This is a genomic window from Acidimicrobiia bacterium (assembly GCA_029210695.1).
In the GTDB taxonomy this organism is placed as follows: Bacteria; Actinomycetota; Acidimicrobiia; order Spongiisociales; family JAHEDJ01; genus JAHEDJ01.
Genome location: JARGFH010000010.1, coordinates 29774 through 44184 on the forward strand (window position 1 = coordinate 29774; position 14411 = coordinate 44184).

At 62.7% G+C, this 14411-nt stretch carries 12 protein-coding genes; 8 read left to right on the forward strand and 4 right to left on the reverse strand.

Going from position 1 to position 14411, the window contains the following annotated elements; translation table 11 throughout:
* Positions 1 to 4: 4 nt before the first annotated feature.
* From P1T08_05085 to pyrB, 4 genes are all read left to right on the forward strand, one after another.
* Positions 5 to 916: a bile acid:sodium symporter family protein gene (locus tag P1T08_05085; protein ID MDF1595455.1), complete on the forward strand. Its 912-nt coding sequence runs from the start codon at positions 5 to 7 to the stop codon at positions 914 to 916.
* On the forward strand, positions 913 to 1857 hold the full coding sequence (locus P1T08_05090; protein ID MDF1595456.1) for an SDR family oxidoreductase: 945 nt from the start codon (positions 913 to 915) through the stop codon (positions 1855 to 1857). Before P1T08_05085 ends, P1T08_05090 begins: the two co-directional genes overlap by 4 nt.
* On the forward strand, positions 1850 to 2608 hold the full coding sequence (locus P1T08_05095; GenBank protein MDF1595457.1) for an SDR family NAD(P)-dependent oxidoreductase: 759 nt from the start codon (positions 1850 to 1852) through the stop codon (positions 2606 to 2608). Before P1T08_05090 ends, P1T08_05095 begins: the two co-directional genes overlap by 8 nt.
* 216 nt (positions 2609 to 2824) lie before the next feature.
* Complete coding sequence (pyrB, locus tag P1T08_05100) at positions 2825 to 3802, forward strand: aspartate carbamoyltransferase (GenBank protein ID MDF1595458.1); 978 nt, start codon at positions 2825 to 2827, stop codon at positions 3800 to 3802.
* A 65-nt stretch (positions 3803 to 3867) separates the two neighbouring features.
* On the opposite strand, the gene P1T08_05105 is transcribed toward pyrB, so the two are convergent.
* Genes P1T08_05105 through P1T08_05120 form a run of 4 tightly spaced genes read right to left on the reverse strand, consistent with a single transcriptional unit; the run spans position 3868 to position 7972 of the window.
* Positions 3868 to 4686 carry an ABC transporter permease gene (locus P1T08_05105; GenBank protein MDF1595459.1) on the reverse strand — a complete coding sequence of 273 codons (819 nt, stop codon included), beginning with the start codon at positions 4684 to 4686 and terminating at the stop codon, positions 3868 to 3870.
* Positions 4687 to 5583 (reverse strand): ABC transporter permease, encoded by an 897-nt coding sequence (locus P1T08_05110; GenBank protein MDF1595460.1) that lies wholly within the window; start codon positions 5581 to 5583, stop codon positions 4687 to 4689.
* Positions 5573 to 6694 (reverse strand): ABC transporter ATP-binding protein, encoded by a 1122-nt coding sequence (locus P1T08_05115; GenBank protein MDF1595461.1) that lies wholly within the window; start codon positions 6692 to 6694, stop codon positions 5573 to 5575. The genes P1T08_05110 and P1T08_05115 overlap by 11 nt, the downstream gene beginning before the upstream one ends.
* 3 nt (positions 6695 to 6697) lie before the next feature.
* Positions 6698 to 7972, reverse strand: a complete 1275-nt coding sequence (locus P1T08_05120; protein MDF1595462.1) for a spermidine/putrescine ABC transporter substrate-binding protein — start codon at positions 7970 to 7972, stop codon at positions 6698 to 6700.
* Between the two features lie 349 nt (positions 7973 to 8321).
* Here P1T08_05120 and P1T08_05125 point away from each other — a divergent pair, with 349 nt between their 5' ends.
* Genes P1T08_05125 through P1T08_05140 form a run of 4 tightly spaced genes read left to right on the forward strand, consistent with a single transcriptional unit; the run spans position 8322 to position 14389 of the window.
* Entirely contained in the window at positions 8322 to 8801 is a 480-nt protein-coding gene (locus P1T08_05125) for an Lrp/AsnC family transcriptional regulator (protein ID MDF1595463.1), read from the forward strand.
* 46 nt (positions 8802 to 8847) lie between these two features.
* Entirely contained in the window at positions 8848 to 10209 is a 1362-nt protein-coding gene (locus tag P1T08_05130) for an aspartate aminotransferase family protein (GenBank protein ID MDF1595464.1), read from the forward strand.
* Positions 10210 to 10254: 45 nt separating this feature from the next.
* On the forward strand, positions 10255 to 11883 hold the full coding sequence (locus P1T08_05135; protein ID MDF1595465.1) for an amidohydrolase family protein: 1629 nt from the start codon (positions 10255 to 10257) through the stop codon (positions 11881 to 11883).
* Between the two features lie 10 nt (positions 11884 to 11893).
* Positions 11894 to 14389 carry an FAD-dependent oxidoreductase gene (locus P1T08_05140; protein MDF1595466.1) on the forward strand — a complete coding sequence of 832 codons (2496 nt, stop codon included), beginning with the start codon at positions 11894 to 11896 and terminating at the stop codon, positions 14387 to 14389.
* Positions 14390 to 14411: the final 22 nt, after the last annotated feature.

Genomic DNA, 14411 nt, shown 5'->3' on the forward strand with positions numbered 1-14411 from the left:
AGAAGTGGTGATCGATCAGGTTGAGCTGAACTTCAACGAGGCAACGCTGACGTTGCTGAACATCCTGATCGGCCTCATCATGTTCGGGGTGGCGCTCGATATCCGGTTGGAGGACTTCCGGCGCGTTGTGCGCGATCCACGAGGGCCGCTCATCGGGCTAGGGGCGCAGTTCCTCCTGCTCCCTGCGTTCACGTTCCTGTTGACCAGGATCATCGACCCGGCGCCGTCTATTGCACTCGGGATGATTCTCGTGGCTGCCTGCCCTGGGGGGAACTTCTCCAACTTCCTCGCCCATCATGCCGGTGCGAACGCGGCGCTCAGCGTCAGCATGACGGCGGTCTCGACCGCGCTCGCCGTCTTCATGACTCCCCTCAATCTGGCCTTCTGGGGCGGACTCAACGAAGGCACCGCCGCCATCCTGACCGCGGTCGACCTCGAACCTATCGACCTGCTACTCACCATTCTCCTCATTCTTGGAATTCCCCTGGTCGCCGGGATGTGGGTAGCAGCGCGTTTTCCGACCCTGACGGCCCGGCTACGCCGCCCGATGAAGGTTTTCTCCCTGGCCGCCTTCGGCCTCTTCATCGTCGGAGCGCTGGCGGCCAACTGGCAGCAGTTCATGGACCACATCGGCGCGGTGGTTATCGCCGTGTTCCTCCACAACGGCTTCGCGATCCTGCTCGGCTACTGGTCGGCCCGCGGCTTGAAGTCCCCGAGATACGATGCGCGGGCGATAGGGATCGAGGTCGGCATCCAGAACTCGGCGCTCGGGCTCATTCTCATCTTCACGTTCTTCGAGGGCCTGGGTGGGATGGCCATCGTGGCGGCCTGGTGGGGGGTCTGGCATCTCATCTCGGGTCTCACCATTTCGACCTGGTGGTCCAGGCGGCCGGTTCCCATCCCGCAGGCGGCATGACGGGATCACGCGTTCTGGTCACGGGGGCGGCAGGGTTCATCGGAGCTCAGGTCGTCGACCGACTCGCCGGACTCCCGGAGGTTGCGCATGTCGTTTCCGTGGACGTGCGTGCCATGGAGGGACGGCACGGTGTCTCCCGCCATGAACTCGACGTGCGCGATCCGGCCCTCGTCGATCTGGTGGTGGAGCAGAGAGTCGATCGGATCGTGCATCTGGCGGCGGTGGTGACGCCTCGCCCCGATCAGACCAGGGAGTTCCTATATTCCGTTGATGTAGAGGGAACCTCCAACGTGCTGGCCGCCTGCGGCACCGGTGCCGTCAACCACCTAACGGTAACGTCGAGTGGCGCCGCCTACGGCTATCACCCGGACAACCCGGAGTGGATCGACGAGAACGATCAGCTGCGCGGCAACGCCGCATTTGCCTACTCGGATCACAAGCGCATTCTCGAGGAAATGCTGGCCGCTCACCGCTCCGCGCACCCGGAGGTCGAGCAGCTCGTTCTGCGTCCGGGAACCATTCTCGGAGCCTCCGTTGCCAATCAGATCACCCGGCTCTTCGAGTGGCCCGTCGTGCTCGGGATCGCCGGGTCGCCGTCGCCGTTCGTGTTCATATGGGATGCCGATGTAGTTGAGGTCATCGTGCGGGGAACGCTCGAAAAGCGGACCGGCATCTTCAACCTGGCCGGTTCCGGTGCCGTCCCGATGCGAGACCTGGCCGGCGAACTCGGCAAGCGCTATGTTCCATTGCCGGCGACGGTCGTCAGGGCCGTACTGGCCGTGCTCCATCGTCTGCGGCTGGCTCCTTATGGACCAGAACAAGTCGACTTTCTCCGGTACCGTCCCGTCTTGTCCAACCGCCGGTTGATCGAGGAATTCGGCTACACGCCGACCAAGACCTCGCTCGAGGCGTTTCGCTCCTACTTAGAGCATCGTGGCTGACTTGCCGACGGTCGTCGTGACTGGAGCGGCCGGGGGAATCGGCCGGGAAGTGTGCCGGGCGTTCGCAGCGGACGGGGGTCGAGTGATAGGCCTCGATGTCGACCGTGCCGGACTGGCGTCGCTCGGCGTGGGGATCGAGGGTGTGGCCCTGGACGTCACCGACCCCGCTGCCGTCGCTCACATCTTTGGCAAGCTCGGGCCAATCGATGTACTCATCCATGCGGCCGGCATCACTGCCCTCGGCCCATTCATGGATACGCCCCTCGAAGCGTTCGAGCGCGTGCTCGACGTCAACGTAAGCGGCGCCGTCATCGTGACCGCGGCCGCCTTGCCGGGTCTGATCGCGCGGGGCGGGCGGATCGGCGTGCTATCGAGTGTGGCGGGCTTCAGCCCGCTCCTCTACCGGACGGCCTATGCCGCCTCGAAACACGCTCTGCACGGGTTCTTCGAGAGCCTTCGGGCCGAACTGGCGGATTCCGGTGTATCCATAACGATGATCTGCCCTTCGTTCGTAGACACCGGAATCGAACGGCGCGCCGCCCACCGGGCCGCCGGCGCACCCGGTTCCTGGACGACGACCGGCCGAGTCATGACACCGGAGCACCTGGCCGGTTTGGTTCGAAAGGGTGTCATGCGAAGGCGCAGGCTCGTGCTCCCGTCGTCGACTGCCCGGTCCGCCTACGTTCTCTCCAGGGTCGGTCCGGCGCTGTTCGAACGGTTCATGCGCAAACGCATCGGTCGGCCGTCGTGAGCCTCCGGGTTTCCCCGTCCATGGGGAGGCGCCGTGCCGGAAGGGCAATCCGTCGGCAAGGTTTCATCGCGACCGTACGGTCCGCTATGGTGTCGTTTCGATGATCCAGTTGTCGTTTGTTGAAGTGCCGCCCCGAGGGGCGGCCTTTTTTCTGTCCGGAGTGCGGTGCGCGGCCGCGCCGGTATCGAGCGAACGTCGTTTCCAAGGAGGGCCCATATGACCACCAGACGCACCACAGATCACCTCCCATTCGGTGAGAAACGAGACCCCCGGTTCTTCGGCATCGATGTCTTGTCGGTCTCGCAGTTTGATCGTTCCGACCTCGAAACGATCTTCGAGGTCGCAGGCGAGATGCGGGGGATGGTCGAACGGATCGGGACGTTCGACCTGCTCAAAGGGAAAGTCCTCACCAACCTCTTCTATGAGCCGTCAACGCGGACGTCATCATCGTTCGTGGCGGCGATCGAGCGGTTGGGTGGCAGCGTCATCCAGATCAACAACGTGACCTACTCGTCCGTTTCGAAAGGTGAGTCGCTTCCCGACACGATCAGGACCCTCGAGTCGTACTCCGACGCCATCGTCATCCGCCATCCCGAGAAGGGGTCGGCGGCCGAGGCAGCGGCAGCAGCGAGCAAGCCGGTCATCAATGCCGGAGATGGGCCCGGTGAGCATCCAACTCAGGCGCTCCTCGATGTCTTCACGATCAGGGAGGAAATGGGCACCCTCGACGGCCTCACGGTCACCATGCTCGGTGACCTCAAGTACGGACGGACGGTGCATTCGCTGGCCAAGCTCCTGACGCTCTTTGACGTGAAGATCAACTATGTGTCGCCGGAGATCCTCAGGATGCCGGCCGCCCTCGTCGAAGAGGTCGGCGCGGCCGGGATCTCTCAAACGGAGACGGCCGACCTCGACGCGGTACTCCCGGACACCGACGTCCTCTACGTAACGCGGATCCAGAAGGAGCGGTTCGAGAACATCGAGGAGTACGACCAGGTCAAAGACTCCTACGTCATCACCGCCGAGACCATGAAGTCAGCGAAGGAGCGGATGGCGGTGCTGCACCCGCTGCCCCGAGTGGGTGAAATCGCCATGGAGGTCGACGACGATCCGCGCGCCGCCTATTTCCGCCAGATGGAATACGGCATGTACGTTCGGATGGCGCTGCTGGCGCTGGTGCTCGGCCGGGCGTAGGCCACTCTCATCCCGTTCTTGCGTCGTTTTCGAGCGCTCCGCGCTCATTACTGTCGCAAGAACGGTCAGCTTCGTCTCCGCTGCAGGCGGATGTTGAGCAGCATGATCGACACGGTGATGAAGAAGATCGCCGCCCCGAACACATTCACCTGGGCAGGGACGCCGACGCGGGCGGCACCCCAGATGAAGAGCGGGAATGTGATTGTGTTGCCGGAGTTGAAGTTGGTGATGATGAAGTCGTCGAATGAGAGGGCGAACCCGAGCAGGAACGCAGCCATGACGCCCGGGAGGATCATCGGCAGCGTCACTTTGCGGAAAGTTGTCCACTCGTTGGCGTAGAGGTCCATGGCGGCCTCCTCGAGGTGGCGATCGAATCCGGCCAGCCTCGCTTTGACTGTGACCACGACGTAGCTGATGTTGAACATGATGTGGGCGATGACGATGGTTCCGAAGCCACGGGTGACCCCCATGACAATGAAGAGCGCCAGCAGCGAAGATCCCATCACCACCTCAGGGGTGGCCATCGGTAGGAACAACCCGAGACTGGTCGCCGACCGGCCCCTGAACTGGTAGCGGACTAGGGCGAGCGCGATGAGCGTCCCGAGGAGAGTGGCAATGGCCGAAGAGATGAAGGCGATCTGCAGACTCGTGACGAGGGAATCGAAGAGCCTCGGGACGCCGAAGGCGTTCTGCCAGTGGTCCAGAGTGAAGCCCTGCCATGTGAAGTTGTACCGTCCCAGGTGGTCGTTGAACGAGAACAGAATGACGATCGCCACCGGCATGAACAGATATGTCAAGGCGACGACCATGTAGACGGGCAAGATCTTGCGCTTGATCCACGCCCAGGCCGATGGCTTCCTGCGGGCCGTTGCTACCTGAGCCATCTACGCCACCAGATCCTCGGTGCCGGAAGCCCGGACGTAGGGGATGATGATCGCCAGGATCACCAGCATCAGCGAGAACGACAGGGCAGCTGCAGTCGGGTAGTCCACGATGCGGAGGAACCGGTTGTCGATGATGTTGCCGACCATCAGCCGCTGCGGATTGCCGAGCAGGCTCGCGTTGACGAAATCGCCCGCCGCCGGGATCAGGGTCAGCAGCGTTCCGGCCACGATCCCCGGGAGGGACAACGGCAGCGTGACCTTCCGAAAGGCGGTGATCGGCTTCGCATACAGATCATTGGCCGCCTCGATCAGTGACGGGTGAATCTTCTCCAGCGACACGTAGATCGGCAGGGTCATAAAGGCCAGGAAGTTGTAGGTGATGCCGGCCACGACCGCCGATCCGGTGGCGAGGATTCGTCCGGTCGGCGAGATGATGTGCAGCGTCTTGAGGGTTTCGACGACGAAGCCGCTGTCGGCCAGGATGACCTTCCAGGCCAGCGTTCGGAGGAGGAACGGAGTCAGGAACGGCATCAGCACGAGTACCAGCAGCAGGTTCTTGTATTTCCCTCCCCGAAATGCGATGCCGTAGGCGAGCGGATAGGCGATGACGAGTGCCAGCGCGGTTGCCGCTCCCGCATAGAGGAACGAGCGAAGGAAGTGCGAGCCTGCCAACGCGAAGGCGTCGGCGTAGTTCTCCCATCGGAACGTCTGCGTGTAGCCCGTCTGGTAGGTCCCTTCCTGCAGGGAGATACCGACCAGCTGGATCATGGGGGCTATGTAGAAAATGGCCAGCCACAAACCGCCGGGGAGCAGCAGCAGGTATGGAACGGCCTTCCGGCGGCGGGCGGCCTTGCGGGCGCCGACGTTGACCAGTGGAGCGGCTTCCTCAGTCGTCATGGATAACGAAACTCCGTTCGGGATGCCAGCCGAGGGAGACTTCCTCGCCTTGCGCGAAGCGATCGCCCGTGAGGTTTTGCACGACGGCGCTGAGGTCACCCGCCGTGTTGGTCCGCACCACGTAGTGGGTACTGACCCCGATGAACGATGCGTCCAAGATCCGGCCGGTGAGGACATTGGGTGGGATGTCGCCGCTTCCATGCCGGTAGACGTTCAACTTCTCGGGCCTTACTCCGACTCGGAGTCCGCTGGTTTCTGCGCCGAGCGCGGTTGGCGGCACGAAGATGGTCGTTCCGTCGGCAGTTGCGACCGATCCGGCGGCCCGGTCGACCACCGACACCGGCATCAGGTTGGAACCTCCGAGGAAGTTGGCGACGAACGCGGTCCTCGGGTCCTCGTATATCTCGGCGGGGTCGCCCATCCGTTCGATCTTCCCTTTGTTCATCACGGCGATGGTGTCGGCCATGGTCATGGCCTCTTCCTGATCGTGCGTCACGTGGATGAACGTGATGCCGACCTCCTGCTGGATCCGCTTTAGTTCTATCTGCATCTCTTTGCGGAGCTTCAGATCGAGCGCGCCGAGCGGCTCATCGAGTAGCAGGACTCGCGGATGGTTGATCAGGGCGCGCGCCAGGGCAACCCGCTGCTGTTGTCCACCGGACAGTTTGGCGGGATGCCGGTTATCGAGGCCCGACAGTTGCACGAGAGACAACATCTCGGCGACCCGTCGCTCCAGGTCACCTTTGTCGACGTTGGTCCGGCGAAGGCCGAATGCGACGTTCTCGAAAACCGATAGGTGCGGAAAGAGGGCGTAGCTCTGGAAGACCGTGTTGACGGGCCGCCGGTAGGCTTTCAGACCCGTTACGTCGTCGCCGTGCAGGTTGATGCTGCCTTGGGTGGGGTCTTCGAAACCGCCGATCATGCGAAGCGTTGTGGTCTTGCCGCAGCCGGATGGTCCGAGGAGGGCGAAGAACTTGTTCTCGCCGATGGAGAGCGTCAGGTTGTCGACGGCCAGGACGTCGCCGAACCGCTTGGTGATGTTGAAGAGTTCGACGGCGGCGGGTTCGGATGGTCCGAACCCGCCTTCCGTCGTTGCGACCGAATCGATCACTCGCTATCCACCGGTGACGGCGGCGAAGAGCTCGTTGAGCTCGATCTCCTCTTCTTCGCTGAGGTCTCTGAAGATGTGGGTCTTGGCCAGAGTCGCCTCATCCGGGAAGATGAGCGGGTCGTCGGCGATTCCCGCCAGCTCTTCGTCGTCCATTTCTGTACCGAGCTGGCGGAGGGCTTCCTGCGCGCCGGCGACCGGGCAGATGTAATTGACCCAGCTCTCGATCTTGGCCGCCACGACCGGGTCGTAGACGTAGTTCATGAACGCTTCGGCTTCGGCCTTGTTGGTGGCGCCCTTGGGGATCAGCATGTTATCCGACCACAACATCAGGCCCTCTTCCGGAATCAGGAACTGGAGGTCGGGGTTGTCGATTTGCAGCTGGATGATGTCACCGGACCAGGCAAACGCGGCGGCCAGGTTGCCGGAGGCGAGCTCACCCGTGTAGTCGTTGCCGAGGAACTGACGGATCTGTCCGTTGTCCACGTTCTCCTGGATCTTGTCCATCGCTTGCCGTGCCTCGTCCATGGTGAACGTTGCCGGATCGAGGCCCATGCCGAGCATCACCAGCCCGAGAGTGTCACGCATCTCGGTCAGCAAACTGACGCTGCCGGCGATGGCCGGATCGAAGATGTCGTTGATTGATGACAGCTCGCCACCGGTCAATGCAGGGTTGTATCCGATGGCGGTGAAGCCCGACTGCCACGGCAGGGTATAGGTGCGATCGGGGTCGAATCCCGGGCTCTCGAGCGCAGCTACCAGGTTGGCTGCGTTGGGGACGTTGGCTTTGTTGATCTCATCGACCCATCCGAGCTGGATGAAGCGGGCCGCCATCCAGTCGGTCAATACTGCGATGTCGCGGCCGATGTTCTCCCCGGCGCTCAGAGGAGCCTGATACTTGCCGAAGAAGCCGTCGTTGTCGTTGACTTCTTCGATGTACTCGAGCTCAATCCCCGTTTCGGCCATGAAGTCGTCGAGCGAGGAGGTCTCGAAGTAGCTGTCGTCCCCGCCCGGATCGATGTAGAAGGGCCAGTTGGCGATGACGAGTTTCTTCGGGCCCGACGCAGCGGTGGTGGCGGTGCCTCCGGTGCCGGCCAGCGTGGTGGCGGTTTCAGAACCGTCAACGCCGCAGGCGGCCAGCAGGGCGGGGCCACCGATCAAGAACAGGCCGGTTCCTCCTGCTTTCCTGAGGAACTCGCGCCGGTCGATGCCTTGCCTGGATAGTTCCCTCATCAGGGCATCTCTGTTGCCGCGTCGCTGTGATGGTCGCTTATTGGTCATGTGAGCCTCCTCAACGGATGGATCCGGCTTTCCGGGATCTGCAGTCTTTGCAGCTTCGCCTCCTGAGCGCATGATGCCCGTTGACCGCTGCCGGGCTGAGGCTACTTGCCGGTTTGCTGTCGTGTGGCTGTGATGCGCTCTGATTTGTCGCCGTCTGTAGCCGATCCCACCTCCCCGTAGTCGGTTCTTGTCGACTGGTCACGACATTATCGGTTGCGTTTCCGTTCGATGCAAGCGAAACTGCTGTACTGAGTGCTCGATTCGGTGGTTACGCATGCAGGGTTGGCGTCTGTCAATAGAATTGAGCTGAGTGGGTCCCCAAGGGATCACTAGGAGTAGTTGGTCGACAATGGCGCAGAACACGGTGGCGAAACAACAACGGTCACGACTCGACGAGACGGACAGAGCCATCATCCGCCGTCTCCAAAGCGACGGCCGCATGCCGTTTTCGAGGCTCGGACCGCTCGTTGAGCTCTCCCCGGCGGCCGTCCGGCAGCGCGTATTGCAGCTCATGGAAGATGGAGTCATGTCCATCGTGGCGGTCACAGATCCGACTGCCATCGGCCATCGTGTTCAGGTGATGCTCGGTATCAAGGTCCAGGGCGACATCGACCGAGTGGTCGGGGACCTCGAAGCTCAGCCTGAAGTCGTGTATCTGGTCGTAACGGCGGGCCGTTTCGACCTGCTTGCCGAGATCGTATGCGAGGACACCACGCGACTGCTTGAGATCCTGCAGGGAATCCGTATGCAACCGGGCGTGCAGTCGGCGGAGGTCTTCTCTTATCTCCGCCTCGCCAAACAGACCTACAACTGGGGTGTACCGGAATGAACCACCCGTCTTTGAGAACGACCACGACCACCCGCGGAGGAATCAGATGACCGCCCACATCGACCGAGATCGCGTCGAGCGTCTCACGAAGCAGATGGAAGAGAAACTCCTGGCACAGACTCGCCGGTCGGGGGAGTTCGTGGAGGAGGCCAAGCGAGTGCTGCCGGCCGGCGTCGCCTCTTCGTTCCAGGACCAACCTCCGCATCCGGTGTACATCGTCGAAGGGCATGGTTCGCGCGTCGTAGATCTCGACGGCAACGACTATGCCGACTATCACAACGGCTTCGGCGTGATGGTCGTTGGCCACGCGCATCCGGTGATTGCGGGCGCTATCGCGGTCGCGGCTCACAAGGGAACCCATTTTGCGGCGCCGAATCAATCGGCGGTGCGGGTGGCAACGGAACTCTCCCGGAGGTTCCGCCTGCCCAAAGTCCGTTTCTCGAATTCGGGTACCGAAGCGACGCTCGACGCCGTCCGGCTGGGCCGGGCCTTCACCGGGAAAGATGCCATCGTCAAGATCGAGGGCTCATATCACGGGCATCATGATGCCGTAATGGTGTCGGTAGGGCCGGCCGCCGACAAGATGGGGCCAAGGGCGCATCCGGTCTCTGTTCCACAGACCGCCGGAATCCCATCCGCGTTGCTGGACCTCACCGTGGTCATCCCGTTCAACGACCCCGACGCCCTGGACGCAGTGCTCACCGAACACAGTGATATCGGGACGATGATCATCGAACCGATCATGCTCAACATCGGAGTCGTTCCCCCGCTGGAAGGCTATCTCGAAGCGGTGCGCGAGATTACCCGGAAACATGGCGTCGTTCTGATCTTCGATGAGGTGAAGACGGGAGCAACCATCGCGGCAGGCGGGGTGGTCGAACGCTACGGGGTGGTGCCGGATCTCATCGCGCTGGCCAAAGCGACGGGAGGCGGCACACCGATCGGTGCGGTGCTCGGCACCGATGAGATCATGGCTCAGATCAGCGACGGGACGGTGACGCAGATCGGGACGTTCAATGGGAATCCGCTCACCATGGCGGCGGCCGAGGCGACACTGACCCAGGTCCTCACCCCAGGCGCCTATCAGCGCCTCGAGCAAGCCGGCGATCGGATTTTGGCCGGATGTCAGGACGTGGTCGATCGCTACGACCTGCCTGCCTACGCGGTCGGTATGTCCTCCAAGGGCTGCGTCATGTTCTCCACCGAGCGGGTGGTGGACTACCGGTCGTACATCTCCGGGTTCGACGAGGGCCTCAACTACCTGGGTTGGCTGTACCACATGACCAACGGCGTCTACATGACGCCGGGGGCCGACGAGCAATGGACCCTCTCGGTTGCGCACTCGGACGAGGAACTCGACCACTACGTCGCGGTCTTCGAGGAGTTCGCCAAGGATGTGACTTCCTGAAGTCGGAGCTGTGCTGGTGAGACCACAGCAGGAGCGAGGAGCCCAGTGAAACCGGGTCAGCCTGCCGATCTCATTGTCCACGGTGGCACCATCGTGACGGTGGATCGGGACCAACCCGAAGCCGACCACCTCATTGTCCGGGGTGGAAGGATCGTGGCGATGAGCGGTGGCCTCGACGAGTGGGTAGGTCCCGGGACGGATATCGTCGATCTGGATGGCCGGATGGTGCTGCCCGGCTTCCAGGACTCCCATGTTCATCCCCCGATTGGTGGGCTGAATCTCCTGCGCTGCAACCTGGCGAACGACCCCGATCGAGGCGCCTATCTGGACAGCATCCGGCGGTATGCCGACGATCACCCCGAGCGGGAGTGGATTCTGGGAGGCGGCTGGGGCATGGATCACTTCCCCAACGGCATTCCAACCAGGGACGAACTCGACCGCCTGGTTGCCGACCGCCCGGTATTCCTCGTCAACCGGGACGGCCACGGCGCATGGGTCAACTCGAAAGCTTTGGAACTGGCCGGTATCGGACGGCACACCGACGACCCGGCCGACGGTCGAATCGAGCGAGACGCCGGCGGAGATCCCATCGGCTGCCTGCAGGAAGGTGCCATGGATCTGGTCGAGAGGTTGGTGCCTGAGACAACGGATACCGAACTGCAACAGGCACTGACCAAAGGGCAGAGCTACCTGTTGTCGCTGGGGATCACTGCCTGGCAGGACGCCTGGGTAACCAGCCAGGTTGAAGAGGCATATCGAACTCTTGCAGCGGACGGGAGTCTGAAAGCCCGGGTGGTCGGCGCGCTCTGGTGGGAACGGGATCGAGGCGAAGAGCAGATCGAAGAGCTCCAGCGGAGGAGGGCAAGGGGGCCGGCCGGGAGATTCAAACCCGGCGCAGTGAAGATCATGCTCGACGGCGTCGCCGAGAACTTCACGGCCGCGCTGCTCGAGCCGTACCGCGGCGCAGACGGCCGGCCAACCAAGAACGCCGGCCTCGACTTCATTGACCCGTCGCGGCTCGGCCGATACGTAGCGCGGTTGGACGCCGCCGGGTTTCAGGTCCACTTCCATGCCATCGGCGATCGCGCCGTCCGAAACGCCCTGGACGCCGTCGACCAGGCCAGACGGGTCAACGGCGCATCGGATCACCGCCATCACATTGCCCATCTCCAGCTGGTTCACCCGGACGACATCCCTCGATTCCGCCTGCTCGACGTGGTGGCCAACGCGCAGCCGTTCTGGGCGGTCCACGAGGACCAGCAGGATCACCTCACTGCTCCGTTTCTGGGTCCACACCGCAGCGGTTGGCAATACCCGTGGCACAGCCTGGTGCGCAGTGGCGCTCGCCTTGCCTTCGGAAGCGACTGGTCGGTATCCACCCCGAACCCCCTGGCGATCATCGAAACCGCGGTGAGGCGTGTGTCGCCGTTCGATCGAGCTGCCGCCGAGTTCTATCCCGAGGAAAGGCTTGATCTCGGAATTGCCTTGCAGGCGGCCACCAGAGGAAGCGCCTACGTGAATCATCTCGATCACCTGACCGGGACTCTGGTCCCCGGCAAACTGGCCGACTTCGTCGTCCTGGATCGTGACATCCGCCACAGCCCCGTGGATGAGATCGCTGATGCAGGAGTGGAGATGACGTTCATCGAAGGCGAGTGCGTTTATGAGAACTGAAAGGTGACAAATGACGGATGACGGAAGTCGGAGCATGGCGGAGACGAGGCCGGACAAGTCGCTCCCCGATCGGGCGCGAGTAGTCATCATCGGAGGCGGCGTGATCGGTGCCAGCGTCGCCTATCACCTCACCAAGCTCGGATGGAGTGACGTAGTCCTGTTGGAGCGCGATCAGCTCAACTCGGGTACCACCTGGCACGCGGCGGGTCTCGTCGTGTCGGGAGGCATGACAACGGAGACGCTGGCATGGATGGCGAAGTACTCGCGTGACCTCTTCGAGGTCCTCGAGGAGGAGACGGGTCTCTCGACGGGTTTTCGCCCCGTTGGATACCTGCAGACGGGGAGCACGAAGGAGCGGACGCACAAGCTCCGCCGCGAAGCGGACTTCATGCGACTCATGGGGATCGATCGCCAGGAAATCTCTCCTGCTGAGGTCGCCGCCATGTGGCCTCAGATTGACGCCAGAGATGTCATGGCAGGCTTCTTCACTGCCAACGAGGGTAGGGCCGATCCCTCGAGCGTCACGCTGTCCCTGGCCAAAGGGGCGAGGATGCGAGGCGCTCGCGTTTTCGAAGGCACTCGCGTAACCGGGATCCAGAAAGAGGATGGACGAGTCACCGGGGTCTTGACCGACCAGGGGACGATTGAAGCCGAGTACGTCGTCAACTGCGCAGGGATGTGGGCGAAACAGGTCGGTGCAATGGCCGGCGCCTCGGTGCCACTCCAGGCGATCGAGCATGCGTACTTGATCAGCGAGCCATTCGAGGGGGTGTCGCGAGATCTGCCGATCTTCGAAGATCCGGATCGGTTCGCCTACTACCGCGAAGAGGTCGGGGGTCTCATGGTGGGTCTCTTCGAGCCGGTGGCGGCTCCGTGGTCGCTCGACGCCATTCCCGATGATTTCAGCTTCGGTGAGATACCGTCGGATTGGGATCGACTGGCGCCTTTTTTGGAGTACGCGATGGAGATCCTGCCCGCCCTGGCCAACGTGGGCATTCGCAAGTTATTCACCGGCCCTGAGAGTTTCACTCCGGATAATGGATTCCTGATCGGGGAGGCTCCCGAGCTGCGCAACTTCTTCGTGGCCGCCGGCTTCAATTCCTTGGGGATCCTCACCGGCGGCGGCGCCGGGTCGATAGTCGCCAACTGGATCGTCGATGGCCTTCCGCCGGTCGACGTTACTGACATCGACATCGCCAGGTTGCTGCCGTTTCAGACGAACCGCCCGTATCTGGCGGAACGCAGCGTCGAGTTGCTCGGCAGGCTGCACTCGACGGGCTCATGGCCGCACTCCCACCCGACCACGGCACGAAACGTGCGGCGCTCCGCGATACACGAAAGACTCGAGAAGGCCGGAGCTCATTTTGCGGACTCCTCCGGATGGGAAAACGCCGCCTGGTTCGCGCCGCCCGGCGTCGAGATCGAGTACCAGCAGGCCTACGCACGCAAGGAGTGGTTCGAGTTTCATGCAGCCGAACACAAGGCGGTCCGCCAGGGTGTGGCGCTGTTCGACCTGTCGTCGATGTCGAAGTTCCTGCTGCAAGGCCCCGATGCCGAGAGTTCTCTCAATCATCTGGCAGGCAACAATGTGGCGGTCCCGATCGGGCGGTGCGTCTACACACAGTTCTTGAACGTGCGAGGAGGTGTGGAAGCCGATGTGACGGTGACCCGGATTGCGGGGGACCGCTTTTTCATCGTCGCCGCTGAGGCTTTTCATCGGAGGGTTGAGAACATGCTGCATAGGGGCATACCGGCCAACGCCCGCGCCTATGTGACGGACGTGACTTCCGGATACACACTGCTCAGTGTGCAGGGCCCCGAGTCGCGCAATCTTCTGAGCACCGTCACGACCGCCGGGTTGACCAACGACGTCTTCCCCTACTTCACGGGGCAAGAAATCGACATACACATGGCGAGGGTTTGGGCGCTGAGGATGAGCTTCGTCGGTGAACTCGGATGGGAACTCTACGTCCCCACGGAATTCGCCCTCGGCGTGTACGACCGGATCATCGAAGCCGGAGCCGAGTTCGGTCTCGCGCACGCTGGCATCGAGACGCTCGAGAGCACTCGGACCGAAGCAGGCAGGCGAGACTACGGGCTCGACATGGAGAACAGCGACACTGCTCTCGAAGCAGGCCTCGGCTTTGCCATCGATTTCGACAAGCCGGGCGGATTTGTCGGTCGCCGGGCGCTCCTGGCGCAACGGGAAAACCGGCCACTGCCATCCCGGCTGGTCCAGTTCCTGCTCGAAGATCCCGAGCCGCTGCTGTACGGGGAAGAGCCCATTCTGCGCAACGGGGTGGCGGTTGGCTACCTTCGATCGGGCGCCTACGGGCACACACTCGGCGGTGCCATGGGATTCGGCTACGTTGAACACGCCGACGGTGTGACCCCGGATCTACTCCGCGCTGGTGGATTTGAGATCCTGGTGGCGGGTGAACGATTCTCCGCCAGAGCATCGCTCCGGCCGATGTACGACCCCGGGGCCGAACGTGTGCGAATGTGAGGTGCCTTCTTTGACCGCCATC